The organism is Pseudoxanthomonas sp. SGT-18, from assembly GCF_003931645.1.
Taxonomy (GTDB): domain Bacteria; phylum Pseudomonadota; class Gammaproteobacteria; order Xanthomonadales; family Xanthomonadaceae; genus Pseudoxanthomonas.
This window is the reverse complement of the sequence record NZ_RRYJ01000001.1, coordinates 48,626-74,181: the sequence shown is the minus strand read 5'-3', so window position 1 is coordinate 74,181 and position 25,556 is coordinate 48,626. Positions and strand designations below refer to the sequence as shown.

Here is a 25,556-nt window from a genome sequence, read left to right as displayed (position 1 = left end):
GCGCCACCGGGCTCAGGCGGCGTGCCTGCGCGCCTTGGCCAGCTTCTTGCGCACCATCTCGCGCTTGAGCGGCGAGAGGTAGTCCACGAACAGCTTGCCGTCCAGGTGGTCGATCTCGTGCTGGATGCAGGTGGCCAGCAGGCCCTCGGCGGGCAGTTCCTGCTGCTTGCCCTCGCGGTCCAGGTAGCGCACGACGATGGTGTCGGCGCGGGTCACGTCGGCATAGATGCCCGGGATCGAGAGGCAGCCCTCCTGGTAGGCGCGCTTGCCCTGGGAGGAGACGATCTCCGGGTTGATGAACACCATCGGCGCGGACTTGTCCTCGCTGACGTCGATGACCATGAAGCGCAGGTGGCGGTCCACCTGGGTGGCGGCCAGGCCGATGCCCGGCGCCGCGTACATGGTCTCGAACATGTCGTCGACCAGGCCCTGGAACTCCGGGCTGGTTACCTGCGCCGGATCGACCTGGGCGGCCTTGGTGCGCAGGCGCGGATCGGGGAATTCGAGGATGGGCAGCAGGGCCATGGCGGGCGCTCCGGGGGGTGGCAAACAGGATCGGCCGGGACGGACCCGGCCAGCGTCCCCAATTCTAGCGCGGATGCTTGCGCTGGGACCGGGTTTCTGGACTATAGTCCGCGGACCTGTTGGGGAATCAGGCGGATTTCAACAATGCTCACGCGCCTTCGGACGGCCTTCGCCGTCGCGATGCTGACTGTCGCTACCTATGCGCTGGCGGTCGAATCCGCCGGCTCCCATCCGGATACCTACGTCGTCCAGAAGGGCGACACCCTCTGGGACATCGCCGGCCGCTTCCTGAAGAAGCCCTGGCTGTGGCCGGAGATCTGGCAGGCCAACCCGCAGGTGGCCAACCCCCACCTGATCTATCCGGGCGACGTGCTGAGCCTGGCCTACCTGGACCGCGTGGTCGCGGTCGAGCCGGGCCCGCGCGAGGAGGCCCCGATCGGCGCCGTGCCGCTGTCGGAGATCGAGCCGTTCCTGAAGAACCTGCGCGTGACCGACGCCTTCGAACACCTGCCGTACGTGGTCGCGTTCGAGGACAACCGCCTGCGCGGCAGCGCCGGCCAGGCCGCCTACGTGAAGAACCTCGCCGGCGCCGCCGTGGGCCAGCGCTACGCCGTGGTCCGCCCGACCGTGCGCTACGCCATGCCGCGCAACACCCGCGACCTGCTGCCCAGCGGCCGCCCGACCCCGGGCGACGGCGCGCTGTGGAAGGAATACGTGCCGCCGACCGACCGCAACGAGTTCCTCGGCTACGAGCTGACCCAGGTCAACGTCGGCACCATCACCCGCGTGCCGGCCGGCTCGGTCGAGGTGGCCACGCTGACCCTGGAGGACAGCAACGGCAAGGAAGTCCGCGCCGGCGACCGCCTGATCCCGGTCGAGCCGCAGCCGTACGACCTGCAGTTCTTCCCGCACCCGCCGCGCGAACTGCCGACCGACGTGCGCGTGCTGGCGGTGGCCGACGCGATCGCCTCCGGCGGCCCGCGCGACGTGATCGCGCTGTCGGCCGGCGCCCGCGACGGCTTCGACAACGGCACCGTGGTCTCGCTGTGGCGCACGAGCACCAAGGTCAACGACCGCGTCACCGGCGGCCAGACCTCGCGCATGGACGACCGCTTCAGCGGGGGCGGCGTGGCCCTGCCGGAGGAGTACGCGGCCCACGCGATGGTGTTCCGCACCTTCGACAAGGTCAGCTACGCCCTGGTGATGGACGGGGTGAAGCCGGTGCGCGTGGGCTACAGCGCGCGGCATCCGGATACCGAGTAAGCCGGACTAGTCCTACGCACCGATGCGACGGCGCCCTAGGGCGCCGTCGCCGTTTCCGGGCGACGATGGCGGGCATGTCCGCCGCCGTCGCCTACCCGCCCGCAACTGCCGCCGATCCCCTGCCCGCCCTGCGCCTGGCCCTGGCCGGCGGCCCGCGCGCGCCGCGCCGGGCGCTGTTGCAGGCCGGGCCGGCGGCGCGGCCCGATCAGGAGCTGGCCGCGCGCCTGGACGCGGTGCCCGCGCCCCTGCTGGAGCGCTGCCTGGCCTGGCTGGAACAGCCCGGGCACCACTTCCTGCCCTGGAACGACCCCCGTTACCCGGCCCTGCTGCGGGAATGCGCGGACGCGCCGCTGGCGCTGTTCGTGGCCGGCGACCCGGACCTGTTGTGGCGGCCGGCCCTGGCGCTGGTCGGCAGCCGCGCCGCCAGCGCCGGCGGCCGCGACAACGCCCGCGCGTTCGCCCACGCCTTCTGCCGCGCCGGCCTGGTGGTGGCCAGCGGCATGGCCGCCGGCATCGACGGCGCCGCGCACGAGGCGGCGCTGGAGTGCGGCGGCGGCACCGTGGCCGTGCTTGGCACCGGCCCGGACGTGGCCTATCCGCGCCGCCACGCCGGGCTGCTGGAACGGATCGCGGCCCACGGCGCGGTGGCCAGCGAGCATCCGCCCGGCACCCCGCCGCGGGCCGCGCACTTCCCCGGGCGCAACCGGATCATCGCCGGGCTCGCCCTGGGCACGGTGGTGGTGGAGGCCGCGCTGCGCTCCGGCGCCCTGATCACCGCGCGCCTGGCCGCGACCTACGGGCGCGAGGTGTTCGCCCTGCCCGGTTCGATCCACCACCCGCAGGCCCGCGGCTGCCACCGCCTGATCCGCGACGGCGCCCAGCTGGCGGAAACGCCGGAGGACGTGCTGGCCGGCATCGCCGCGCTGGCCGGGCACCTCGCCCGGCAGCTGGCACCCCCGCCCGCGGCCCGTCCCGGACCCGCCACGACGCCTGCCCAGCCCCGGGGGGACCACGACAAGTTGTGGCAGGCACTGGGCCATGACCCAATCCCTATGGACATCCTCGCTGAACGGACCGGATTGACGCCCGCCACCCTGTCGTCCATGCTGCTGGCCATGGAACTGGACGGGCGGATCGTGGTCGAACATGGCCGCTATGCGCGCAGGTCCAGCGGCGACGGCCCCGGAGCCTGACGGCGGCCGAACGGCCTGGCGCCAGGCCCGTGGTTCCCCACCCACCGCGTCCTTCCCGGACGCAGGCCGAGGGCAATGAAAGAAAGCATCCTGGACGTCCTGCTCTACCTCTTCGAACACTACATCGCCGACGATGCGGACACCCTGCGCGACCGGGATCCGCTGCAGGCCGGCCTGATCGAGGCCGGATTCACCCCCGCCGAGATCGCCAAGGCCTTCGACTGGCTCGACGGCCTGGCCCAGCAGCGCCCCAGCGCCGAGCCGCGCTGCAACGGGCCGGTGCGGGTGTTCCATGGCCCGGAGCTGGACAAGCTGGACGTGGAATGCCGCGGCTTCCTGACCTTCCTGGAGCAGCAGGGGGTGCTGGATGCCGCCCAGCGCGAGCTGGTGGTCGACCGCGCCATGGCCCTGGACCAGGACGAGCTGGACCTGGACGACCTCAAGTGGGTGGTGCTGATGGTGCTGTTCACCCAGCCCGGCGCCGAGGCCGCCTACGCCTGGATGGAAACCCAGATGTTCGGCGAGGACCCCGAGCCGGTGCACTGACCGGCCGCGCCACTGCCCTGCCTCCCGGAAGCCGGCCACGCGCCGGCTTCCGCGCATCTGGAGGTTAAGGTAACGTGACGAAACGGATTTTCCGGGGACACGAATGGACTGGTATTACGCCACTGCCGGCGGGCAGGGGCATGGCCCGGTGCCGGCCGCGCGCCTGCGCGAGCTGGCCGCCACGGGCGAGATCGGGCCGGCCACGCTGGTGTGGCGCGAGGGCATGGCGCAGTGGCAGCCGCTGGCACAGGTGGCGGCCGAGCTGGGCCTGCCCGGCTTCGGCGCAAGCCCGCCGCCGCCACTGCCGCCGGCCGCCGCTGCCGGCCCCTACGCGCCGCCGCAGGCCTGGGACAGCGCGCGCCCGGCGCCGGTCGTGCAGCCGGTGCCGACCTACCTGGCCTGGGCGATCCTCACCACCCTGCTGTGCTGCTGGCCGCTGGGCGTGGTGTCCATCGTCCATGCCTGCAAGGTGGACCGCCGCCGCGCCGAGGGCGACCTGGCCGGGGCCCTGGAGGCCTCGCGCAAGGCGCGCCTGTGGGCGCTGTGGTCGGCGCTGTCGGTGCTGATCGCGCTGGCCGCGTTCGTGTTCTTGTCCGTGCTTGGGGAGCTGCTGGGATGAGCCATTGGTACTACGCCACCCCGGACGGCCAGCAGCACGGGCCGCTGCCGGCCGCCGAACTGGCCGCGCTGGCACGCCGCGGCGCGATCGGGCCGCAAACCCTGGTCTGGCGCGAAGGCCTGGCGCAGTGGTGCCCGCTGTCGGCCGTGGCCGTCGAACTGGGCCTGGCCGCCCCGCCGCCGCCCCCGCTCCCCGGCCAGGCGCGCACCGCCATGCCGGCGCCGCCGCCGCGGCGCACCGGCTGCATCGTGGCCGTGGTCCTGGGCGTGGCCCTGCTGGTGCTGGTCGCGGTCCTGGGCATCATGGCGGCGGTCGCCCTGCCGGCCTACCAGGACTACGTGGCCAGGACCCGGGTGGTGGCGGCCATCGCCGAGGCACGCGTGCACCAGCCGGCGGTGGTGGCCTTCGTCGAGGAGCACGGCCGCTGCCCGACCAACGACGACGAAGGCTTCGCCAGCGCCGAGGAATACGCCGGCGGCAACCTCGCCGCGATCCGCTTCGGCGAGTTCGAGGAAAGCGAGCTGTGCGGCCTGGCCGCCACCCTGCGCGTGCCAGGCAACGACGACCTCGACCAGCAACCGGTCTGGCTGGAATACAACGCGGCGGTGGACACCTGGCTGTGCTCCTCGGCCATCGAAGACCGTTACCTGCCCCATGAATGCCGCGGCTGACGCGGTACACGAAGGATCCAACGCATGACCCAGTGGTATTACGCCGATCACAACCGCCAGCAGCAGGGCCCGGTCGCGGCCGCCGAAGTGGCGCGCCTGTACCGCCAGGGCCGGGTCGGCGATGCCACCCTGGTGTGGCGCGAGGGGCTGTCCCAGTGGCAGCCGCTGGGCGCCCACCGCAGCGAGCTGGGCCTGGACCAGCCGGTGCCACCGCCCGCGCCGGTGGCTGCGCCGCCGGCCCCGCAGCCCGCCCCGGCGCCGGCGACCGCGCCCGTCGCGGCCGAACCGGCCGCGTGGCAGCCCGCGGAGCCCGTGCTGAAACCCGTGCTGGAGCCCGTCCTGGAACCGGTCGCGGAACCGGTCGCGGAACCGGTCGTCCCCGGAACCGCCGCATCCGGCGTGGCGCCCGTCGCTGAGCCCGTGCTGGAGCCAGCCACGCCCGAGCAGGTGGCCGGACCGGCCCTTGCCGAGGTCACCAGCCCCCACCACGGGAGCGCCCCCGAGGCCCGCCTGGAACTGGAGCCGCTGGCCCCGACCGCCGCCCCCGGGACCGGCACCGCGGACGGCCACGACGGCGGCCACGCCTGGACCACGGCCGAGGCCAGCCAGGCCTATTCGCCCTACGCCGCCCCGGTGGCGGCGGCCACCGGCTCCTACGCCCCCCAGGCCGCCGGCGAGGTGGTGCTGGCCGGGTTCTGGAAGCGCGTGGCCGCCTACCTGATCGACAGCGTGATCGTCGGCGTGGCCGGCACCCTGGTCGGCATGGTCCTGGCCCTGTTCGCGCTGCCGCTGGCCCTGTCCGACGACTCCGGCGCCGCCACGGCGATCATGCACCTGGGCGTGCAGCTGTTCTCGATCCTGCTGACCGCCGTCTACTACGCCGCCTTCCACGCCTCGCGCGGCGGCGCCACCCCCGGCAAGATGGCCATCGGCATCAAGGTCGTGCGCACCGACGGCAGCCGCATCAGCCTGCTGCGCGGCATCGGCCGCTACTTCGCCACCATCCTCAGCAGCCTGATCCTGTGCATCGGCTACCTGATGGCGGCCTTCACCCAGCGCAAGCAGGCCTTGCACGACATGGTTTGCGACACCCTGGTGGTGGACAAGTGGGCCTTCACCGAGCACCCGGAATGGCAGCGCCGGGAGCTGGGCACGCTGACCATCGTGGTCCTGGTCCTGGGTGGCCTGCTGCTGGTCGGCGCCCTGGTCGCGCTGGTGGCCATGATCGGCGTGATCGCCTCGCTGGCCGCCTGAGCCGCGCCGGAGGCCGGCTTGACACGGCCGGCCGGGGCGTGATTCACCTATAAAAAGAAAGCTGGCCGACGCCCGGGGGTCCCGCCCCCGGGCGTCGACATCTATGGGGAACGCGTTCTTCACGCGTCGTCCCGCACGTTCCGGTCCCGGAAGGACCGTCGCCCTTGTCTGGTTCACACATGCCCAAGCACCTCCTCATCGTCGAGTCGCCCGCCAAGGCCAAGACGATCAACAAGTACCTCGGCAAGGACTTCACCGTCCTGGCCTCCTACGGGCACGTCCGCGACCTGGTTCCCAAGGAAGGCGCGGTCGACCCGGACCGCGGCTTTGCCATGCGCTACGACCTGATCGAGAAGAACGAGAAGCACGTCGAGGCGATCGCCAAGGCGGCCAAGGCGGCCGACGACATCTGGCTGGCCACCGACCCGGACCGCGAGGGCGAGGCGATCAGCTGGCACATCGCCGAGATCCTGAAGGAACGCGGCCTGCTCGACGGCAAGCCGCTGCGCCGGGTGGTGTTCACCGAGATCACCCCGCGCGCGATCAAGGAGGCGATGAACCAGCCGCGCACCATCGCCGCGCCGCTGGTCGACGCCCAGCAGGCGCGCCGCGCGCTGGACTACCTGGTCGGCTTCAACCTCTCCCCGGTGCTGTGGCGCAAGGTGCAGCCGGGCCTGTCGGCCGGCCGCGTGCAGTCGCCTGCGCTGCGCATGATCGTCGAGCGCGAGGAGGAGATCGAGGCGTTCAAGGCGCGCGAGTACTGGAGCATCGGCGCCGAGCTGGCGCACCCGGCGCAGCCGTTCGCCGCCAAGCTGGTCAAGCTGGACGGGCAGAAGTTCGAGCAGTTCACCATCACCGACGGCGAATCGGCCGAGGCTGCGCGCCTGCGCATCCAGCAGGCCGCCGGCGGCGCCCTGCACGTCACCGACGTGGCCAGCAAGGAGCGCAAGCGCCGCCCGGCGCCGCCGTTCACCACCTCGACCCTGCAGCAGGAAGCCTCGCGCAAGCTCGGCTTCACCACCCGCAAGACCATGCAGGTGGCGCAGAAGCTGTACGAGGGCGTGACCCTGGGCGAGGAGGGCACGGTCGGCCTGATCACCTACATGCGTACCGACTCGGTGAACCTCTCCCAGGAGGCGGTGGCCGAGATCCGCGACGTCATCGCCCGCGACTACGGCACCGCCTCGGTGCCGGACAAGCCGGTGGTGTACCAGACCAAGTCCAAGAACGCGCAGGAGGCGCACGAGGCGATCCGCCCGACCTCCGCGCTGCGCACCCCGGCCTCGGTCGCCCGCTTCCTCACCGACGACGAGCGCAAGCTCTACGAGCTGGTGTGGAAGCGCGCGGTGGCCAGCCAGATGGTGCCGGCCACCCTCAACACCGTCTCGGTCGACCTGGCCGCCGGCAGCGAGCACGTGTTCCGCGCCAGCGGCACCACCGTGGTCTTCCCCGGCTTCCTGGCGGTGTACGAGGAAGGCAAGGACGTGAAGTGCGCCGAGGACGAGGACGAGGGCCGCAAGCTGCCGCCGCTCAAGCCCGGCGAGCGGGTGCCGCTGGACCGCGTCCACGCCGACCAGCACTTCACCCAGCCGCCGCCGCGCTACACCGAAGCGGCCCTGGTCAAGGCGCTGGAGGAATACGGCATCGGCCGTCCCTCGACCTACGCCTCGATCATCCAGACCCTGCTGTTCCGCAAGTACGCGGAGATGGAAGGCCGCGCGTTCAAGCCCACCGACGTGGGCCGCGCGGTCAGCAAGTTCCTGGCCGGGCACTTCAGCCGCTACGTGGACTACGACTTCACCGCGCGCATGGAGGACGAGCTGGACGCCGTCTCCCGCGGCGAGGAGGAGTGGGTGCCGCTGATGGAGCGCTTCTGGGCCCCGTTCAAGGAGCTGGTCGAGGAGAAGAAGGAATCGCTGGACCGCACCGACGCCGGCAGCTCGCGCGTGCTGGGCGTGGACCCCAGGACCGGCAAGGAAGTCAGCGCGCGCATCGGCCGCTTCGGGCCGATGGTGCAGATCGGCACGGTCGAGGACGAGGAGAAGCCGAAGTTCGCCTCGCTGCAGCCGGGCCAGAGCATCTACTCCATCACCCTGGAGGAGGCGCTGAAGCTGTTCGACATGCCGCGCAACCTGGGCGAGAGCAACGGCCAGCAGGTGAGCGTCGGCATCGGCCGCTTCGGCCCCTTCGTCAAGCGCGGCAGCACCTACGCCTCGCTGAAGAAGGAGGACGACCCGTACAAGATCGACCTGGCGCGGGCGGTGTTCCTGATCGAGGAGAAGGAGGAGATCGCGCGCAACCGGATCATCAAGGAGTTCCCGGGCAGCGACATCCAGGTGCTCAACGGCCGCTTCGGCCCGTACATCAGCGACGGCAAGCTCAACGGCAAGATCCCCAAGGACCGCGAGCCGTCCTCGCTGACCCTGGAGGAAGTGCAACGGCTGCTGGCCGAGACCGGCAAGCCCGCGCGCCGCGGTTTCGCCGCCAAGAAGGCGCCGGCGAAGAAGGCGGCGAAGAAGGCCGTCGCCGATGACGCCGCGCCGAAGAAGGCGCCGGCGAAGAAGGCCGCGGCAAGGAAGGCTCCGGCCAAGAAGGCCACCAAGACCGCCGCGAAAAAGGCTCCGGCCAGGAAGGCCGCGCGCGCGACGGCCGACGACGCCCCGCCGTTCTGAGTCCGGCGGCATCGATCGCAACCAGGCGGGCCCGCGCGAGCGGGCCCGTCCGTTTTCCGGGGGCGCGTTCCCGCCAGCCGGGCTTCATCCCGGGCACACCGCCGCGTACTACCATCCGCGCATGGAGAACACCCTCGACATCGCGTCGGCCGTGGACCTGCTGCGGCGCGGCGGCGTGATCGCCTATCCCACCGAAGCCGTATGGGGGCTGGGCTGCGACCCAGCCGACCAGGCGGCGGTCATGCGCCTGCTGGAGATCAAGCAGCGGCCGGTGGAAAAGGGCCTGATCGTGGTGGCCGCCGGGCTGGAAGCGGTGCGGCCATGGCTGGACCTGGCGCAGTTGCCGGCCGGGCGCATGACCGAGGTCTGCGCCAGCTGGCCCGGCCCGAACACCTGGGCGATCCCGGCCACGTCGCTGGCGCCGCCGTGGGTGACCGGCAGCCACCGCAGCCTGGCGGTGCGCATCAGCGCGCATCCGGAGGTGGTGGCGCTTTGCGAGGCCTTCGGCGGAGCCCTGGTCTCCACCAGCGCCAACCTCGCCGGACGGCCGCCGGCCTACGCCCGGCACGAACTGGATCCGGCCCTGCTGGGCGGGATCGACGGCGTGGTCGGCGGGGAAACCGGCGGCCTCGACCGCCCCACCCCGATCCGCGCCGCGCTCGACGGCGCCGTCCTGCGCGGATGAGCCCATGCCCGGGCACGGTCATCGCGCAGGCGCGGTTGCCGGGGCCACGACTGCCCTGCTTGCCTGCCTGGCACCGTTGCTGGCGGCAGCGCCCGCGACCGCCGGCGACGCGCTCACCATCTACCGCTGCACCGCCAGCGACGGCACGGTCAGCCTCGGCAACCAGCCCTGCGGCAGCGGCGAGCGCCAGCAACAGCGGACCATGGAGCGTCCGCGCGACCCCGCGCCCGGGGCCAATCCGGTGCCGCCCGCCCCGGCGCAGCCCGCGCCGCCGCCACGCAGCATCGTGCACGTGGTCCGGGTGCAGGACCCGGAGCCGATGTACGCCTGCACCGCTCCCGACGGCGAGCGCTACCTGAGCGACCAGCCGCAGGGCACGCCGCGCTGGGTGCCGCTCTGGGTGGCAGGGCGCGCCCCGCCGCCGCGGCTGCATGCGCCGCGTCCCGCGGCCCGTCCGGGTCCCGGCCGGGATCCGGTGCCGCCGGTGCGGCCGCCCCATCCGGGCACGGCGCTGGTCGCCACCGGCACCTGGGTGCAGGACCCGTGCGAGCGCCTGCCGCAGGAAGAGGTCTGCGCGCGACTGTCCGACCGCCGCTACGGGATCCTGCGCGTCTACCACGGGCTGATGCCCAGCGAACGCCAGGCGCTGGACGCCGAACAGGCGCGCATCGACGCGCGCATGGCCCGCGACTGCGGTGGCGGCTGATCGCCGCTCAGCCCGACAGCGCCACGCTCACGCCCACCAGCAGCAGGAACAGTGCGAACACCTTGCGCAAGGCCTGGCCGCTGATTGCATGCGCCAGCCGCGTGCCCAGCGGCGCCGCCAGCACCGAGGCCATGGCCACGCCCAGGGCCGCCGGCAGGTAGACGTAGCCGAACGCGTGCTGCGGCAACGCGCCCGGCGGCGCGTGCAGGGCGTAGCCGGCGGCCGAGGAAACCGCGATCGCCACGCCGCAGGCGCTGGACGTGCCCACCGCGCGCACCGGGCGCACCCCGCGCCATACCAGCAGCGGCACGGTCATGCTGCCGCCGCCGATGCCGACCACCGCCGACATCGCGCCGATGCCGCCGCCGGCCAGGGTCATCGGCCAGCCGCGCGGCGGCGCCACCTCGCTGCCGTCGGCCGGCGCGCGGGTGGCGCCGAAACCGATCTGCCAGGCCGCCAGCAGGCAGTACCCCGCCACCACCCAGCGCAGCACCGAATCATCCAGCGCCACCGCCAGGCCGCTGCCGAGCCAACCGCCCAGCAGCAGGCCCGGCACCATCCACGCCACCGTCGGCCACAGCACGCTGCCGCGGCGTGCATGGGCGCGCGCCGACGACAGGCCGGTCAGCACGATGCTGGCCAGCGAGCTGGCCAGGGCCGCGTGCATGGCCGCTTCCTGCGGGATGCCGAACAGCGGCAGCATCCACGCCAGCGCGGCGATGATCACCAGCCCGCCGCCGATGCCCAGCAGGCCGGCAAGCAGGCCTGCGGCCAGGCCAAGCAGGGGGAATCCGAGGTACATCCACGGCGACACGGCGTGCTCCTGTCGATGCGCCGGCCGTGGACGCCGCCGCGCGCGGCCGCTTCGTCACGGCCATTCAGGCGCGTTGCGTATATTCGAGCGCATGTCGTCTCCCCCCACCACCCCCCGCTTCGCTTTCCCGTCCATCGCGCGCAACCACCCGGCCCTGGCGCCGCTGCTGTGGCTGCTGGCCGCCCTGTGCGGCGCGGCCCAGGCGCAGGCGCTGCCGGATGCCGCCGCCGATGCCGCGGTGAGCGCCGCCATCGCCGCTGCCCGGCGCGGCGAGCCGGTGGCGGCCTCGCCGGCCCTGCGCGCGGATCCGCGCTGGCCTTGGATCGAGTACGCGCGCCTGTCGCGCGACCTGGACCGCGCCGACCCGGCCGAGGTCCGCGCTTTCCTGCAGCGCCACGACGGCCAGGCGGTGGCCGCGGCGCTGCGCCCGCTGTGGCTGGCCTCGCTGTCGCGCCGCAAGCAGTGGGCCGACCTGCTGGCCGACTGGCGCCCGGTGGAGGACGTGGCCCTGCGCTGCGCGCGGCTGACCGCGCTGCACGAACTCGGCCGCCACGGCCCGGACTGGAACCGCGAGGCGCAGGCGATCTGGCGCACCGGCGAGTCGCTGCCGGACGCCTGCGACCCCGTGATCGCGGCGCTGGAGCGGCGCGGCGGCCTGGACGAGGCGCTGCGCTGGGAGCGCTTCGACCTGGCGGTGGCCGCCGGCCAGCCGGGCGTGATGCGCGCCATCGCCCGCGGCCTGCCGCACGCCCGGCGCGGGCTGGCCGAGGACTACGCCGCCTTCGTGCTGGCGCCGCACCCGCGCGCGGCGCAATGGCCGCGTGACGCGCGCAGCCGCAAGGTGGCTGCCGCCGGCCTGGCGCGGCTGGCGCGCAACGATCCGGACGCGGCCGAGCGCCAGCTGGCGCAGCTGGCGCCGGCGCTGGGCCTGGACGAGGCCGAGCGCGGACAGGTGCTGTACCAGGTGGCGTTGTGGACCGTGGCGTCCTACCTGCCGGATTCGGCGCGCCGGCTGCAGGCGGTGCCGGACGCGGCCTACGACGAGCGCCTGCACGAATGGCGGGTGCGCGAGGCCATGGCCCGCGGCGACTGGAAGGCGGCGCTGGCGGCACTGCAGAAGATGCCGCCGAAGCAGCGCGCCGATCCGCGCTGGCAGTGGTTCGAGGCACGCATGCTGGAGAAGACCGGCCAGGCCGCGCAGGCGCGCGAGCTGCTGGCGCAGGCCGCGCGTACCGCCACCTTCCACGGCTTCCTCGCCGCCGACCGCCTCGGCCTGTCCTACGCGCTGTGCCCGTGGAAACCGGAGGAACCGGCGGCGCTGCGCGCGGAAGTGGCGCGCGACCCGGCCCTGGTGCGGGCGCTGGCGCTGTACCGCATCGACCAGGCCGGCTGGGCCACGCGCGAATGGAACGAGGCCGTGGGCCGCTTCGACGACGTCCGCCGCCGCATCGCCGTTGCCCTGGCCCAGGAGCAGGGCTGGTTCGACCGCGCGGTGTTCTCGCTGGGCCGCACCCCCGACGAGCTGCGCCTGTACGAACTGCGTTTCCCGCTGCACCACGACGCCGACATCCGCGCCGCGGCCGCGCGCAACGGCCTGGACCCGGCCTGGATCGCCGCCGAGATCCGCGCCGAGAGCATCTTCAACCCGAAGGCACGCTCGCCGGCCAACGCCCGCGGGCTGATGCAGCTGCTGCCGGGCACCGCCGCCGCGGTCGCGCGCCGCACCGGCCTGCCCTACGCCGGCGCCGACAGCCTGTACGACCCGGCGGTCAACATCGCCCTCGGCAGCGCCTACCTGCGCGAGATGGAGGACAAGTACGGCGCCACCTACCAGGCCATCGCCGCCTACAACGCCGGGCCGACGCCGACCGCGCGCTGGCTGCAGCAGCGCCCGGGGCACGACCCGGACCTGTGGATCGAGACCATCAGCTACAAGGAAACCCGCGACTACGTGGCGCGGGTGCTGGCCTTCAGCGTGATCTACGACTGGCGCCTCAACGGCGACGCACTGCCGCTGGGCGAGCGCATGCTTGGCCGCACCAGCGGCAAGCGCAAGGGCTTCGCCTGCCCGGCCGCGGCGCAGTAGCGCGCGGCGGCCGCGGCGGCCGGCCACGGTAGGATGCCGCGCATGGAAACCTATCTTGTCGGCGGCGCGGTCCGCGATGAACTGCTCGGGCTGCCGCCCGGCGACCGCGACTGGGTGGTGGTCGGTGCCACCCCGCAACAGATGCTCGAAGCCGGCTTCCAGCCGGTGGGACGGGACTTCCCGGTGTTCCTGCACCCACAAACCGGCGAGGAGCACGCGCTGGCGCGCACCGAGCGCAAGAGCGGACGCGGCCACCGCGGTTTCGTGGTCGACGCCGATCCCTCGGTGACGCTGGAGGAGGACCTGCAGCGGCGCGACTTCACCATCAACGCCATCGCCCGCGCCGGCGACGGCCGCCTGGTCGATCCCTGGGGTGGCGCGCGCGACCTCCGCGACCGCGTGCTGCGCCATGTCGGCCCGGCCTTCGTCGAGGATCCGCTGCGGGTGCTGCGCGCCGCCCGGTTCATGGCGCGCCTGGCGCCGCTGGGTTTCCGCGTTGCCCCGGAAACCATGGAACTGATGCGCGCCATGGTCGCCGCCGGCGAACTGGAAACCCTGGTGGCCGAGCGGGTGTGGCAGGAACTGCGCAAGGCGCTGGCCGCGGCGCGGCCGTCGGCGTTCCTGGCCACCCTGCGCGCCTGCGGCGCACTGGCGGTGGTGCTGCCGGAGGTCGACGCGCTGTACGGCGTGCCGCAGCGCGCCGAGTTCCACCCGGAAGTGGACACCGGCGTCCACCAGGAACTGGTCAGCGACATGGCCGCGCGGCTGGCGCCGGGCGACGACCTGGTCGGCTTCGCCGCGCTGGCCCACGACCTCGGCAAGGCGCTGACCCCGGCGCACGTGCTGCCGCGGCATATCGGCCACGAAGGCGCCGGGCTCAAGCCGCTGGCGCGGCTGTGCGAGCGCCTGCGGGTGCCGGCCGCGCACCGCAAGCTGGCCGAGGCCGTGTGCCGCGAGCACCTCAACGTGCACCGCCTGGGCGAACTGCGCGACGACACCGTGCTGGAACTGCTGGAGCGCTGCGATGCCTTCCGCCAGCCGGCGCAGGTGGCCCGCATCGCGCTGTGCTGCGAGGCCGACAAGCGCGGCCGCCTGGGCCACGAGGACGACGCCTATCCGCAGGGTCCGGAACTGCAACGCCTGCATGCCGCGGCCGCGGCGGTGAACGCGCGCGACCTGGCGCTGGCCGAGGGCATCTCCGGGCCCCAGGTCGGCGCCGCCCTGCGCCGCGCGCGGGTGCGGGCGATCGCCGCCGCGCGCACCCTGCGCCGCGACACGGGCTAGCGCCACGCTAGCCCGCGCACCGCGGCCGCCGTCGAATCCGCGCGTTTCCATCCGTCGCACCAGGCGGGGCGGCCGCCCCGCACAACCGAGGAGGAAATGGCAATGGCTTACGTGGATGGTTTCGTGCTGCCGGTGCCCCGTGACCGGATCGAGGACTACCGGGCGATCGCCGGACAGGCCGGCAAGGTCTGGCTGGAACACGGCGCGCTGGAATACGTCGAATGCGTCGCCGACGACGTGCAGCCCGGCAAGCTGACCTCGTTCCCGCAGGCGGTGCAGCTCAAGCCGGACGAGGTGGTGGTGTTCGCCTGGATCCGCTATGCCTCGCGCGAGGATCGCGACCGCATCGATGCCGCGGTGATGGAGGACAAGCGCATCGCCGGCATGGACCCGGCCACCCTGCCGTTCGACGGGCAGCGCATGTTCTGGGGCGGCTTCAGGCCGATCGTCGAGTACTGAGGCGGCTGTCGAATCCGGCGCGCTCCATGCGTCGCAGCTGCGAGGACCGCGACGGCGGGCGCCGCGGCCATCCACCCAGGAGGACACCGACATGCGCGTGATGGTGATGGTGAAGGCCACCCCAAGCTCCGAGGCCGGGGCGATGCCCGACGGGCAGCTGCTGGCCGACATGGGCCGCTACAACGAGGAACTGGTCAAGGCCGGGGTGATGCTTGCCGGCGAGGGTTTGCACCCCAGCTCGCGCGGCGTGCGGGTGCGCTTTTCCGGCAGCACCCGCACGGTGACCGACGGACCGTTCACCGAGACCCATGAGCTGGTGGCCGGCTTCTGGCTGTGGCAGGTGCGCTCGATGGAGGAGGCGATCGAGTGGGTGCGGCGCTGCCCGAACCCGATGCCCGAGGACAGCGAAATCGAGATCCGGCCGGTATTCGAGGCCGAGGACTTCGGGCCGGAGTTCACCCCGGAACTGCGCGAGCAGGAGGAACGCCTGCGCCAGACCCTGGCCAGCCGCGGCTGAGCGCCGGTGCGCGGCGGCGGCGTGCGGGCTAGGCCTGCGCGCCGCCGGCCAGGCGCCAGCCCAGCCACACCGCCAGCAGGCCCGCGGCCACGCTGCCGGCCACGTACGCCGCGGCCAGCGCGGGCTCGCCGCGGCGCAGCAGCTGCAGCGACTCCAGGCCAAACGCGGAGAACGTGGTGAAGCCGCCGAGGAGGCCGGTGACCAGGAACAGGCGCAGCTGCGCCGGTACCGGCACGCGGGTGGACAGCCCCGCCAGCAGGCCGATCGCCAGGCAGCCGGCGGCGTTGACCGCGAAGGTCGGCCACGGGAAGCGTTGCATCGCCGCCTGGCCCATGGCCAGGGCCACCGCGTAGCGCGCGACCGCGCCCATGCAGCCCCCAAGTCCCACCCACAGGAAATCGCCCACCGCATCCTCCATCGAGCGCAACGCGCCGTCCGCGCGCGCGGGCCATGTTAGCGCCGCGGCCGGCGCTGCCGCGCCGGCGCGGCCAGTGGCGCCCGGTCCCCGCCCAGCAGCAGCCTCAGGTCCGCGGCCTCTCCCATCGCCCGGTAGCCGGCATCGCCCGGATGCAGGTGGTCGCCGGAGTCGTATGCCGGCAAAAAGCGCGTGGGCCGGGCGGGGTCGCGCAGCAGCGCGTCGAAGTCGAGCACCGCGTCGAACTCGCCGCCGTCGCGGATCCAGGCGTTGACCTGCTGGCGGATGCGTTCCTTGGCGGCGCTGTGGTAGCCGTGCTGCGGGGTCTGCTCCAGCGCGCCCTCGAACGGGGTCAGCGTGCCGCCGACGATGCGCACGCCGCGGGCGCGGGCCCGCGCGATCAGCTGGCGGTAGCCGGCGATCAGTTCCTCCGCATCCGCGGAGCGCTCGCCGAGGCCGAGCGGGGTGTCCTGCCAGCCGATGTCGTTGATGCCCATCAGCAGCACCACCGCGGCCACGCCCGGCTGCGCCAGCACGTCGCGCTCGAACCGGGCCAGGGCGTTGTCGCCCATGCGGTCGCGCAGCACGCGCGCGCCGGAGATGCCGGCGTTGAGCACGGCCACGCCCTGCGGCGCCAGGCGCGCGGCCAGCACGTCGGGCCAGCGCGCATCGGCGTCGATGCTGGCCATGTTGCCGTCGGTGATCGAGTCACCGAACGCGACCACCGCGCGCGTGCCCGGCGCCGCCTCCACCAGCACGTCGCGCAGGAACACGCGCGTGTCCAGGGTCGCGTCGGCGGCGATGCGCGTCGCGCCGGCCTGGTTGCCGGCGCCGACCCACGCGGTCTGGCGCGCGTCCCAGTGGAAGGTGGACGGCGCGGTCGGTTCCGGCAGGTACAGGCTGACGGCGACATGCGACAGCGGCGCCACCTCCAGCTCCACCGGATCGCTCAGCAGCGGCGCGCCGGGCGGGATGCTCGCCGCCGCCTGGCCGCCGAAGCTCAGCACGCGGTCGCTGCCGGGCACGATGGCGCCGTCGCGGCCGGCCAGGGCAATGCGCGCGGCGCCGATCCGCAGCGGCCGCGTGCCGTACTCGTTGGACAGCACCACCCGCACCCGCGGCCCGCCGATGCTCACCCGCGCCACCTGGCGCACGGTCTGGTCGAAGAACTGGAACGGAAGATTGCTCGGCAGGGCGAAGTCGCCATCCCAGCGCGGCTGCGGGCTGGCGGTCCAGGTCGCGATCCATGCCGGCCGCACCGGCTGTGCCTGCAGTGGTACGGCGACCGCCACGGCCAGCAGCAGCGCGGCAAGCCGGCGGATCGGGGCGGAAAAGCGGGTCGGGCTGAGGGATTGCATGCGGGTTCTCCGTGGCAGGGGAAACGGATCAGCAGCGTTCGGGCATGCCGCCTGCAGGCGCACTGGCGGCATGCGCTTCGCGCCGCTCCAGGCGCACGCTCCAGGCCGCCACCGCCAGGCCGGCAAGGGTCACGATCGAGGCCAGCCACGGCAGCGCCGGCAGGCCGGGACCGCGCTCGATCGCGACCCCGCCCAGCCAGGCGCCGGCGGCGTTGCCGAGGTTGAACGCGGCGATGTTGAAGCTCGAGGCCAGGTTCTGTCCGGCGCCGGCGGCATGGCGCAGCACGCGCAGCTGCAGCGGCGGGACGGTGGCGAACGCGGCCACGCCCAGCAGGGCCACGGCCAGGACCATCGCCGCCGGCGCGCGCACCCGCCACGGCCATGCCGGCCAGCACCACCGCCAGCGCCAGCAACGTTCCCAGCAGCGCCGGCACCGGATGGCGGTCGGCCAGGCGGCCGCCCAGCAGGTTGCCGACCACCATGCCGGCGCCGAACAGCAGCAGCACCGGCGACACCGCACCCTCGCCGAAGCCGGCCACCCGGGTCAGCAGCGGCTGCACGTGGGTGATCACCACGAACACGCCGGCGAAGCCGAGCATGGTGGTCAGCAGCCCCAGCAGTACCTGCGGGCGCGCGATGGTGGCCAGTTCGGCGCGCAGCGGCACCGGCGTATCGCCGCCGCGGCTGCGCGGCACCAGCGCGGCGATCACCAGCAGCGAGGCCAGCCCCACCACGACCATCGCCCAGAACGTGGAGCGCCAGCCGAAGTGCAGGCCCAGCCAGGCCCCGGCCGGCATGCCCAGCAGGGTGGCCAGGGTCAGGCCGGAGAACATGACCGAGATTGCCGAGGCCTTGCGCGCTTCCGGCACCAGCCCGGTGGCCACCACCGCGCCGACGCCGAAGAACGTGCCGTGGGTCAGCGAGGTGAGCACGCGCGCGGCCATCAGCGTGGCGTAGTCCGGCGCCAGCGCGCAGGCGAGGTTGCCGGCGCTGTAGATCGCCATCAGCGCCAGCAGCACCGCCTTGCGCGGCATGCGCCGGGTCAGCAGGGTCAGCGCCGGTGCGCCGACGGTCACGCCCAGCGCATAGCCGGTCACCAGCAGTCCTGCGGCGGCGATGGTGACCTGCATGTCGGCGGCGACCTGCAGCAGCAGGCCCATGATCACGAACTCGGCGCAGCCGATGCCGAACGAGCCGGCGGTCAGGGCGTAGAGGGCAAGCGGCAGGCGCCCCTGGGAGGAAGTGGCAGTCACGGAAGCCTCCGGGATCGGGATGACGGACGCAGGCTAGGCGCGTCCGGCTTCCGCAAGAACCACGCAATCCGGCAAGCACTTTCAACGGACCGTTGACAATCGCCGCGACCGGCGCAACCGTGGAGCGGCCTTCCGCCCCGCCACGACCGTGGACCGCATCGGCGACATCACCCTGTTCCTGCGCGTGCTCGACCTCGGCTCGATCTCGGCGGCCGCGCGCAGCCTCGACCTGTCGGTGGCGGTGGCCAGCCAGCGCCTCAAGCGCCTGGAATCGGAACTGGGCGTGCGCCTGCTGCACCGGACCACGCGCCGGCTGCACCCCACGCCCGAAGGCATGGCCCTGGCCGAGCAGGGCCGTCCGCTGGTCGAGGACCTGGAGGCCCTGGCCGGGGGCCTGCGCCAGGCCGGCACCGAGGTCGCCGGCACCCTGCGGGTGACCGCCTCGGCCTCGTTCGGACGCGAGTACATCTCGCCGCTGCTGCCGGAGTTCCTGGCCCGGCACCCGAAGCTGACCCTGCGCCTGGACCTCAACGACCAGCTGCGCGACCTGGTCAGCGACGGCTTCGACCTGGCGGTGCGGATCGGCGAGCTGGGCGATTCCAGCCTGGTCGCGCGGCGGCTGGCCGAGAACCGGCGGGTGCTGTGCGCCGCACCCGCCTACCTGCGCCGCCGCGGCACCCCGCGCACGCCGCAGGAACTGGCCGCGCACGACTGCCTGCTGCTGGTGGGCCGCCACGGCCGCCAGGACGTGTGGCGGTTCGGCGACGGCCGCGGCGGCGAAATCGTGGTGCGCGTGCGCGGCCGCCTGGAAAGCAACTACGGCGAGGCCCTGCACGACGCCTCGCTGGCCGGCCTGGGCATCGCCATGCACTCGACCTGGCAGGTCTGCGAGGACCTGCGCCGGGGCCGGCTGGTGCAGCTGCTGGCCGATTACCCGATCGCGGCCACCGGCATCCACGCGGTGATGCCGCAACGCCGCCTGGTGCCGCCGCGGGTGCGCGCGTTCGTCGACTTCCTCGCCGAGCGCTTCGCCGATCCGCCCTGGGAACCGGGCCACGGCGGGCGCTGACGCCGGTCGCGCAGCGCGGGTCAGTCGATGTGCTCGATGTCCCCGGACAGGCGCACCCAGGCGTGCCTGCGCGCCTCGTACACGGATACGCGCGGTGGCGGGAAGCCGGGATCGGCGAACACGCCCACCGGGACGCTCACCACGCCCGGGATCGCATCGGGTACGAAGTACACGGTGGTGCCGCAGCGCGGGCAGAAATGGAAGGTGCACGAGGTGCCTTCGTCGCCGGTGCGCGCGTAGGCACTGGCCTGGCCGCGGATCGCCACCGCGTCGGCCGGGAACCTGGCCTGCACCGCGAACACGCTGCCGGAGCGCCGCTGGCATTCCAGGCAGTGGCAGACCGACACGCGCAGCGGTTCGCCTTCGGCGGTCAGGGCCAGCTGGCCGCAGCTGCATGAGGCATGGCGACGGGTCATGGCATCTCCTCCGCGGTCACGTGGGCGGATCGCCGGCGGCGCGCGGCGCCGGCGAAGGCTGCAGCAGGTCCCACAGGTTGCCGTACAGGTCGCGGAACACCGCCACCGTGCCGTAGGACCTGGTCCTTGGCGCGCGCACGAACACCACGCCCCTGGCGCGGTAGGCGTGGCAATCGCGCCAGAAGTCGTCGGTATACAGGAACAGGAAGACGCGCCCGCCGGCCTGCGCGCCGATCCGCGCCCGTTGCTCCAGGGTGGACGCGCGCGCCAGCAGCAGCTGGCCCGCGTCCGCGCCCGGCGGCGCCACCACTACCCAGCGCTTGCCCTGCTCCGGCACGCAGCTGTCCTCGACCAGGCGGAAGCACAGCGTGCCGACGAAGAACGCGATCGCCTCGTCGTATTCGCGCACGACCAGCGATACCAGGCCCAGCGACTGCCGCATGCCCGCGTCCTCCGGCGATCGATGGCCGAGTCTAGCCGGCAGGCGCGCGCGGTTCCGCGACGCATGCCGCTACCGGCCGGCTCCCGGCTCCAGCTGCGCCTCGATCGACGCCTTGTCGATCACCGACCACACCCGCGCGATGCGCTCGCCGGCGAATTCGTAGAACGCGTGCTCGGCGAAGCGGATCCGCCGGCCGCCTGCGTCCAGGCCGAGGAAGCGGCCCCGCGGCGTGCAGTGGAAATCCAGGCGCGCGGCAAGCCGCGGCGGCTCAGCCACCAGCAGTTCGACCGCGTACTGCAGGTCCGGGATCGCCGCCACGTCCTGCTCCAGCATCCGGCGGTAGCCGGCCAGGCCCAGGGCCCTGCCGTTGTGCTCCACGGCCGCATCGACGAACCGGCCCAGCGCGTCCCAGTCGCGCGCGTTCAGGCAGGCAATGTAATCGCGGTACCGCCGTGCGAGCAGCCTGGCGTCCACCACCGCCTCCGCTTCCCGTGATCCGGAGCTTCCTGATCGCATGCATGGCGTGCATGCCGCGTGGTGGCACCACGCGCGGCGGCCTTGCCCGGGCTGCCCGGGGCACGCGCCGACCATGGCCGCTTCCCGCCGGTCCGGCCGCCGGCCCCAGGGCCGGGCGCCGCAATGCGAAGCGCATCACGGCTTGCTCCGCGCCGCGCGCGGTGGTGTGATCCACCGCGCATGAGTCCGCACCCGCACCAGGTCGACATCGCCCGCACCATCGACGCCGTCTGGCGGATGGAATCGGCGCGCGTGATCGGCGGCCTGACCCGGCTCGTGCGCGACGTCGGCCTGGCCGAGGAGCTGGCCCAGGACGCGCTGGTGGCGGCGCTGGAGAAGTGGCCGGCCGACGGCGTGCCGGACAATCCCGGGGCCTGGCTGATGACCACCGCGCGCAACCGCGCCATCGACCGCCTGCGCCACCTGAAGCTGCGCGAGGAGAAGCACGTGCAGGTGGCCTGGGAGCTGGAGCAGCTGCAGGAGGACGTGGCCGCGCGCGCGGAGCACCTGCTGGACGACACCGTCGGCGACGACGTGCTGCGGCTGATGTTCATCGCCTGCCACCCGGTGCTGCCGCAGGACTCGCGCGTGGCCCTGACCCTGCGCCTGCTCGGCGGCCTGGAGACCGGCGAGATCGCGCGCGCGTTCCTGGCCAACGAGGCCACCATCGCCCAGCGCATCGTGCGCGCCAAGCGCACCCTGGCCGAGGCCGGGGTGCCGTTCGAGATCCCGCGCCGCGAGGAGTTGCCGGAGCGGCTGTCGGCGGTGCTGGGGGTGATCTACCTGGTGTTCAACGAAGGCTACGCCGCCAGCAGCGGCGACGACTGGATGCGCCCGGCGCTGTGCGAGGAGGCCATGCGCCTGGGCCGGGTGCTGGCCGGGCTGATGCCGGAGGAACCGGAGGTGCATGGCCTGGTCGCGCTGATGGAACTGCAGGCCTCGCGCCTGCACGCGCGCACCGGCCCGGACGGCGAGCCCGTCCTGCTGCTGCTGCAGGACCGCTCGCGCTGGGACCGGCTGCTGATCGGGCGCGGCCTGGAGGCGCTCGAGCGCGCGCAGCGGCTGGGCGGCGGCGCGGGCTTCTACGCGCTGCAGGCGGCGATCGCGGCCTGCCATGCCCGCGCCCTGGCGCCGGAGGACACCGACTGGAACCGGATCGTGGCGCTGTACGACGCGCTGGCGCGGCTGACCCAGTCGCCGGTGGTCGAACTCAACCGCGCGGTGGCGGTGTCGATGGCCGCCGGCCCGGAAGCGGCGCTGCCGCTGGTCGATGCGCTGCTGGACGAGCCCAAGCTGTCCAGCTACCACCCGCTGCCCAGCGTGCGCGGCGACCTGCTGTTCCGGCTCGGCCGCCTGCACGAGGCGCGCGCCGAGTTCGAGCGCGCCGCGGCGATGACCGGCAACGCCCGCGAGCGCGGCCTGCTGCTGGCGCGCGCCGCGCGTTGCCACGCCTAGCTGGCGGCTCAGATCTTCAGGTACCAGCCGCGCCGGTCCATCCAGCGCACCAGCAGCCACCACAGGCCGACGAAGGCCAGGGCGAACGCCAGCGACGGCAGGTACGGCCCGAAGCGCGGCGTCATCCATCCGGCGAAGACGCCGCGGTAGAGCGGCTCCCACCAGCCGCGCCCGGCCAGCGCGTAGACCATCACCGCCGAACCCGCGTAGGCGGCGATCGCATTGACCCCGAACGCGCGGCCCAGCGCCGGCCAGCCGCGCAGGTCCACCAGTGCGTGCGCCACCACCAGCGCCAGCAGCGCCCAGCCGCCGCTCCACGCCACGTAGGACGGCGTCCACAGGTTCTTGTTCCAGGGCATCCATGGCGTGCAGGCCAGGCCCAGCAGCAGCGCCAGCGCAGCCACGCCCGCCAGCCGCCGCAGCTGGCCGTGGCGCAGCCAGTCGCCGGCACGCAGGCCCAGGAGGGTCGTGGCCAGCGCTCCAAGGGTGGTGGGCAGGCCTTCCGGATCATGGCCGCGGCCGGCGGCGTCGTGCTGGTACAGCCATGGACCCAGCAGCGCATCGTCGATGCGGCTGGCGATGTTGGCGTAAGGCTCCAGGCTGCCGCCGGCGCGCAGCAACGCCCACCAGCCGGCGAGCAGGCCCGCCAGCAGCAGCCACTGCCCGCGCGGCCGCAGGTACAGCGCCGCCGCGCCGGCGGCGAGGAAGCACAGGCCGATCCGCTGCAGCACGCCCCACGGCCGGTAATGCGGCAGGTCCAGCCACCACCAGGCCAGCAGGTGCAGCAGCAGGCCCAGGCCGAGGATGCGCAGCGCGCGCACCGCCACCGCGCGCATCAGCACGGCGCGGTCGCCGCCAGCCTCCGCGCGCGGCACCACGCCCAGCGCGATGGAAACCCCGACGATCGCCAGGAAGAACGGGAACACCAGGTCGGTCGGCGTGCAGCCCTGCCAGTCTGCGTGCAGCAGCGGGGCATACACGTGGCCCCAGTCGCCGGGGTTGTTGACCAGCAGCATCGCCGCCACGGTCAGCCCGCGCAGGGCATCGACCGAGGCCAGGCGTTGCACGCCCGCGTGCGCCATGGAACTCACCGGGAAACCAGCGCCAGGGCCATCGTGGCTCCCCGCGACGCTCAGGCGTCCGAAGCGGCGCCTGCGACCCAGGTCGCCTGCACCTGCAGCGCCTCGTCCAGCAGCACCAGGTCGGCCTGCCAGCCCGGCGCGATCCGGCCCAGCCGCGAATCCACGCCAAGGAAGCGCGCCGGGTAGGTCGAGGCCATGCGCGCCGCCTCCTCCAGCGGCAGGCCCAGCAGCCGCACCGTGTTGCGCACCGCGGTGGCCATGTCCAGGGCCGAGCCCGCCAGTGCGCCGGCGGCGTTGCGCACCACGCCATCCACCGCAGTGATGGTTTCGCCGTACAGCTCGAACGAGGGATCGTCGGAGCCGACCATCGGCATCGCATCGGTGACCAGGAACAGGGTGCCGCGCGGCTTGGCCGCCAGCGCCACGCGCAGGCTGGCCGGATGCACGTGCACGCCGTCGACGATGATCCCGCAGTAGGCCTCGCGGCTTTCCAGCGCGGCGCCGACCGTGCCCGGCTCGCGCCCCTGCAGCGGCGACATCGCGTTGTACAGGTGGGTGAAGCCGCGCACCCCGGCCTCCAGCCCGGCACGGACCTGCTCGTAGGTGCCGGCGGTATGCCCGGCGCAGACGATGGCCCCGCGCGCGACCATGGCGCGGATGGTGTCGGCCGGCACCTGCTCCGGCGCCAGGGTGACCAGGGTGATGCCGTTGTCCAGCGAGGTGGCCATGGCCAGTTCGGCCGCGTCCGGCACGCGGAAGCGGCTGGCGTCGTGCGTGCCCTTGCGCGCCGGCGCCAGGTAGGGGCCTTCCAGGTGGATGCCCAGTACCCCGGGCACGCCGGCGGCGATCGCCGCGCGGGTGCCGGCGATGGCGCGCTCCATCACCTCGGCGGTGTCGCTGATCAGGGTCGGCAGGAAGCTGGTGGTGCCGTAGCGGCGGTGCGCGCGGCCGATGGCGTCGATCGCCTCGGGACGGGTGTCGTTGTTGAACAGCACGCCGCCGCCACCGTTGACCTGCACGTCGATGAAGCCCGGCAGCAGCCAGCCGCCGCCGAGGTCGCGCACCTTGCCGGCCTTGATCCGCGCCTGGCCCTCGGGCACCAGCGCCTGGATGCGGCCGCTGCCGTCGACCAGCACCGCCACGTCGTCATGGAAGTCGTCGTCCAGCAGGACGCGGCCGTTCACCAGGGCCTGGGTGGCCATCACACCGTCTCCGTGACCTTGTTGAGGTGCGGCGGCAGGTCCGGGTTGTGCCCGCGCCGCAGCGCCAGCGCGTTGACCGCACGGTAGAAGCTCTGCACCGCCAGCAGCGGCGCCAGCGCCGGGTCCGGCGCGGCGGCCAGCGGCAGCGCCGTGCCGGCGCCGCCGGCGCTGGCATCGGCGGCGGCCAGCCAGACCTGTGCGCCGCGCGCATGGAACTGCGCGGCGGCCGATCCGGCATCGGCGCCGGTGGCGTCGGGCTGGGCGAAGGCCAGCACCGGGAAGCCCGGGCCGACCAGCGCCATCGGCCCGTGCCGCACCTCGGCCGAGCTATAGGCTTCCGCATGCAGGCCGCAGGTTTCCTTGAACTTGAGCGCCGCTTCCTGGGCCCCGGCCAGGCCCAGGCCGCGGCCGAGCACGAACAGGTTGTGCGCATCGGCCAGGCCATCGACCAGCGGCGACCAGTCCTGCGTCCACGCCTCCGCGAGCGCGTCCGGCAGCGCCTCGAGCGCGCGCAGCAGGGCCGCGTCCTGGCTCCAGTGCGCGACCAGCTGGGCGATGGCCGCCAGCGAGGCCAGGTAGCTCTTGGTCGCCGCCACGCTGCGCTCCGGCCCGGCGCCCAGCGGCAGCACCGCGTCGGCCAGCCGAGCCAGCGGCGAATCCTCGACGTTGACCAGCGCCACCACGCAGGCGCCGGCCGCGCGCGCGGCCTCGGCGTTGCGCAGCAGGTCCGGGCTGCGCCCGGACTGCGAGATCGCCAGGAACAACGCGCCGCGCAGCCGCAGTGGCGCGGCGTAGACCGAGCCCACCGAGGGCGACAGCGAGGCAGTCACCACGCCCAGCCGGGTCTCCACCAGGTACTTGGCGTAGGTGGCGGCATGGTCGGAGCTGCCGCGCGCGCAGGTGGCCACGAACGGCGGCGTGTCCGCGCGCAGGCGCGCAGCCAGCGCGGCCACGGCATCGTGGTTGCGGCGCAGCTGCGCGGCCACCACCTCGGCCGCCTGCGCGGCCTCGCGGAACATCAGGGTCTGGTCTTGCGCGGGCAGGGCCATGGCGG

General features: G+C 73.7%; 25 protein-coding genes and 2 pseudogenes. 16 read left to right on the top strand and 11 right to left on the bottom strand.

Going from position 1 to position 25,556, the window contains the following annotated elements; genetic code table 11:
• Positions 1-12: 12 nt before the first annotated feature.
• A complete protein-coding gene (gene def, locus EIM47_RS00350; RefSeq protein WP_019398986.1) occupies positions 13-525 on the bottom strand; it encodes a peptide deformylase in 513 nt (170 codons plus the stop codon).
• A 144-nt stretch (positions 526-669) separates the two neighbouring features.
• On the opposite strand from def, the gene EIM47_RS00345 reads away from it, so the two are divergent.
• From EIM47_RS00345 to EIM47_RS00305, 10 genes and pseudogenes are all read left to right on the top strand, one after another.
• On the top strand, positions 670-1,788 hold the full coding sequence (locus tag EIM47_RS00345; protein WP_125075772.1) for a LysM peptidoglycan-binding domain-containing protein: 1,119 nt from the start codon (positions 670-672) through the stop codon (positions 1,786-1,788).
• A 74-nt stretch (positions 1,789-1,862) separates the two neighbouring features.
• Positions 1,863-2,981 (top strand): DNA-processing protein DprA, encoded by a 1,119-nt coding sequence (dprA, locus tag EIM47_RS00340; RefSeq protein WP_125075771.1) that lies wholly within the window; start codon positions 1,863-1,865, stop codon positions 2,979-2,981.
• Between the two features lie 75 nt (positions 2,982-3,056).
• A complete protein-coding gene (locus tag EIM47_RS00335; protein ID WP_019398989.1) occupies positions 3,057-3,527 on the top strand; it encodes a DUF494 family protein in 471 nt (156 codons plus the stop codon).
• Positions 3,528-3,630: 103 nt separating this feature from the next.
• Positions 3,631-3,771, top strand: a pseudogene (locus EIM47_RS16145) (DUF4339 domain-containing protein); the annotation flags it as partial.
• Positions 3,772-3,900: 129 nt separating this feature from the next.
• A complete protein-coding gene (locus EIM47_RS16140) occupies positions 3,901-4,146 on the top strand; it encodes a CD225/dispanin family protein (RefSeq protein ID WP_050992193.1) in 246 nt (81 codons plus the stop codon).
• Positions 4,143-4,817 carry a GYF domain-containing protein gene (locus EIM47_RS00325; RefSeq protein ID WP_028914418.1) on the top strand — a complete coding sequence of 225 codons (675 nt, stop codon included), beginning with the start codon at positions 4,143-4,145 and terminating at the stop codon, positions 4,815-4,817. The genes EIM47_RS16140 and EIM47_RS00325 overlap by 4 nt, the downstream gene beginning before the upstream one ends.
• A 24-nt stretch (positions 4,818-4,841) precedes the next feature.
• Positions 4,842-6,071, top strand: coding sequence for an RDD family protein (locus tag EIM47_RS00320; RefSeq protein ID WP_125075770.1), 1,230 nt, complete (start codon positions 4,842-4,844; stop codon positions 6,069-6,071).
• Positions 6,072-6,250: 179 nt separating this feature from the next.
• The gene (locus EIM47_RS00315) at positions 6,251-8,743 is read left to right on the top strand and encodes a DNA topoisomerase I (RefSeq protein ID WP_125075769.1); all 2,493 of its coding nucleotides are present in this window, start codon (positions 6,251-6,253) and stop codon (positions 8,741-8,743) included.
• A gap of 121 nt (positions 8,744-8,864) precedes the next feature.
• Positions 8,865-9,428 (top strand): Sua5/YciO/YrdC/YwlC family protein, encoded by a 564-nt coding sequence (locus EIM47_RS00310; protein WP_019399204.1) that lies wholly within the window; start codon positions 8,865-8,867, stop codon positions 9,426-9,428.
• 4 nt (positions 9,429-9,432) lie between these two features.
• Positions 9,433-10,134, top strand: a complete 702-nt coding sequence (locus tag EIM47_RS00305) for a hypothetical protein (protein WP_240626108.1) — start codon at positions 9,433-9,435, stop codon at positions 10,132-10,134.
• A 7-nt stretch (positions 10,135-10,141) separates the two neighbouring features.
• Here EIM47_RS00305 and EIM47_RS00300 read toward each other — a convergent pair whose 3' ends face one another.
• The gene (locus tag EIM47_RS00300) at positions 10,142-10,948 is read right to left on the bottom strand and encodes a sulfite exporter TauE/SafE family protein (RefSeq protein ID WP_232207928.1); all 807 of its coding nucleotides are present in this window, start codon (positions 10,946-10,948) and stop codon (positions 10,142-10,144) included.
• A 91-nt stretch (positions 10,949-11,039) separates the two neighbouring features.
• On the opposite strand from EIM47_RS00300, the gene EIM47_RS00295 reads away from it, so the two are divergent.
• The 4 genes from EIM47_RS00295 to EIM47_RS00280 all read left to right on the top strand — a co-directional run bounded on the left by EIM47_RS00295 (position 11,040) and on the right by EIM47_RS00280 (position 15,294).
• Positions 11,040-13,034: a transglycosylase SLT domain-containing protein gene (locus EIM47_RS00295; protein WP_019399207.1), complete on the top strand. Its 1,995-nt coding sequence runs from the start codon at positions 11,040-11,042 to the stop codon at positions 13,032-13,034.
• A 42-nt stretch (positions 13,035-13,076) separates the two neighbouring features.
• Positions 13,077-14,318, top strand: coding sequence for a multifunctional CCA addition/repair protein (locus tag EIM47_RS00290; protein WP_125075768.1), 1,242 nt, complete (start codon positions 13,077-13,079; stop codon positions 14,316-14,318).
• Between the two features lie 102 nt (positions 14,319-14,420).
• Entirely contained in the window at positions 14,421-14,777 is a 357-nt protein-coding gene (locus tag EIM47_RS00285) for a DUF1428 domain-containing protein (RefSeq protein ID WP_125076083.1), read from the top strand.
• A gap of 91 nt (positions 14,778-14,868) precedes the next feature.
• Positions 14,869-15,294 (top strand): YciI family protein, encoded by a 426-nt coding sequence (locus tag EIM47_RS00280; protein WP_019399210.1) that lies wholly within the window; start codon positions 14,869-14,871, stop codon positions 15,292-15,294.
• Positions 15,295-15,322: 28 nt separating this feature from the next.
• Here EIM47_RS00280 and crcB read toward each other — a convergent pair whose 3' ends face one another.
• The 3 genes and pseudogenes from crcB to EIM47_RS00265 form a co-directional block, all read right to left on the bottom strand.
• Positions 15,323-15,700, bottom strand: coding sequence for a fluoride efflux transporter CrcB (gene crcB, locus EIM47_RS00275; protein WP_026010643.1), 378 nt, complete (start codon positions 15,698-15,700; stop codon positions 15,323-15,325).
• A gap of 47 nt (positions 15,701-15,747) precedes the next feature.
• Positions 15,748-17,067, bottom strand: a complete 1,320-nt coding sequence (locus EIM47_RS00270) for an SGNH/GDSL hydrolase family protein (protein ID WP_125075767.1) — start codon at positions 17,065-17,067, stop codon at positions 15,748-15,750.
• Positions 17,068-17,095: 28 nt separating this feature from the next.
• Positions 17,096-18,320 (bottom strand): annotated as a pseudogene (locus EIM47_RS00265) (MFS transporter).
• A 148-nt stretch (positions 18,321-18,468) separates the two neighbouring features.
• Between EIM47_RS00265 and EIM47_RS00260 the strand changes: the two are divergent.
• Positions 18,469-19,389, top strand: coding sequence for a LysR family transcriptional regulator (locus EIM47_RS00260; RefSeq protein WP_125075766.1), 921 nt, complete (start codon positions 18,469-18,471; stop codon positions 19,387-19,389).
• A gap of 20 nt (positions 19,390-19,409) precedes the next feature.
• Here the strand turns inward: EIM47_RS00260 and EIM47_RS00255 are convergent, their stop codons facing one another.
• The 3 genes from EIM47_RS00255 to EIM47_RS00245 all read right to left on the bottom strand — a co-directional run bounded on the left by EIM47_RS00255 (position 19,410) and on the right by EIM47_RS00245 (position 20,721).
• On the bottom strand, positions 19,410-19,805 hold the full coding sequence (locus EIM47_RS00255) for a GFA family protein (RefSeq protein ID WP_019399215.1): 396 nt from the start codon (positions 19,803-19,805) through the stop codon (positions 19,410-19,412).
• Between the two features lie 16 nt (positions 19,806-19,821).
• Positions 19,822-20,247 carry a VOC family protein gene (locus tag EIM47_RS00250; RefSeq protein WP_125075765.1) on the bottom strand — a complete coding sequence of 142 codons (426 nt, stop codon included), beginning with the start codon at positions 20,245-20,247 and terminating at the stop codon, positions 19,822-19,824.
• A 69-nt stretch (positions 20,248-20,316) separates the two neighbouring features.
• Positions 20,317-20,721, bottom strand: coding sequence for an ester cyclase (locus EIM47_RS00245; protein WP_037034338.1), 405 nt, complete (start codon positions 20,719-20,721; stop codon positions 20,317-20,319).
• A 222-nt stretch (positions 20,722-20,943) separates the two neighbouring features.
• Here EIM47_RS00245 and EIM47_RS00240 point away from each other — a divergent pair, with 222 nt between their 5' ends.
• The gene (locus tag EIM47_RS00240; protein WP_125075764.1) at positions 20,944-22,218 is read left to right on the top strand and encodes an RNA polymerase sigma factor; all 1,275 of its coding nucleotides are present in this window, start codon (positions 20,944-20,946) and stop codon (positions 22,216-22,218) included.
• 8 nt (positions 22,219-22,226) lie between these two features.
• Here EIM47_RS00240 and EIM47_RS00235 read toward each other — a convergent pair whose 3' ends face one another.
• Genes EIM47_RS00235 through EIM47_RS00225 form a run of 3 tightly spaced genes read right to left on the bottom strand, consistent with a single transcriptional unit; the run spans position 22,227 to position 25,551 of the window.
• On the bottom strand, positions 22,227-23,300 hold the full coding sequence (locus EIM47_RS00235; RefSeq protein WP_205948681.1) for a heparan-alpha-glucosaminide N-acetyltransferase domain-containing protein: 1,074 nt from the start codon (positions 23,298-23,300) through the stop codon (positions 22,227-22,229).
• A 50-nt stretch (positions 23,301-23,350) separates the two neighbouring features.
• The gene (gene nagA, locus EIM47_RS00230) at positions 23,351-24,502 is read right to left on the bottom strand and encodes an N-acetylglucosamine-6-phosphate deacetylase (RefSeq protein ID WP_125075763.1); all 1,152 of its coding nucleotides are present in this window, start codon (positions 24,500-24,502) and stop codon (positions 23,351-23,353) included.
• The gene (locus EIM47_RS00225; RefSeq protein ID WP_125075762.1) at positions 24,502-25,551 is read right to left on the bottom strand and encodes an SIS domain-containing protein; all 1,050 of its coding nucleotides are present in this window, start codon (positions 25,549-25,551) and stop codon (positions 24,502-24,504) included. Before EIM47_RS00225 ends, nagA begins: the two co-directional genes overlap by 1 nt.
• Positions 25,552-25,556: the final 5 nt, after the last annotated feature.